The 244-nt window shown below is 61.5% G+C and carries 1 pseudogene; it reads left to right on the top strand.

The annotated features are described in order from the left end of the window. Positions 1-244: pseudogene (locus tag AF337_RS04260) on the top strand (DeoR family transcriptional regulator); the annotation flags it as partial.

The following is a 244-nucleotide window of genomic DNA, read 5'->3' as shown; positions in this document are numbered from 1 at the left end:
ATTCTCGGCGCCTGCGGCGTCGATCTCGAGGCCGGCATCACGGTGTTCGGCTTCGAGGATGCGGAGTTCAAGCGGTTTGCGACGTCCAGGAGCAAGAGGGTGTTGGTGGCTGCAACCTCGGAGAAATTCGGCACTGCTGCCCCTCATAGCATCCTGCCAGTTGCGCATTGCGAATGCCTGGTCGTTGAGCACGATGCCGATCCGACTATTCTCGCCCGTTACCGCGAGCGCGGATGCAGGACTG

The organism is Rhizobium ecuadorense, assembly GCF_001187535.1.
Taxonomy (GTDB): Bacteria; Pseudomonadota; Alphaproteobacteria; order Rhizobiales; family Rhizobiaceae; genus Rhizobium; species Rhizobium ecuadorense.
The sequence above is the reverse complement of the archived record's forward strand: the minus strand, read 5'-3'. Positions and strand labels throughout refer to the sequence as shown.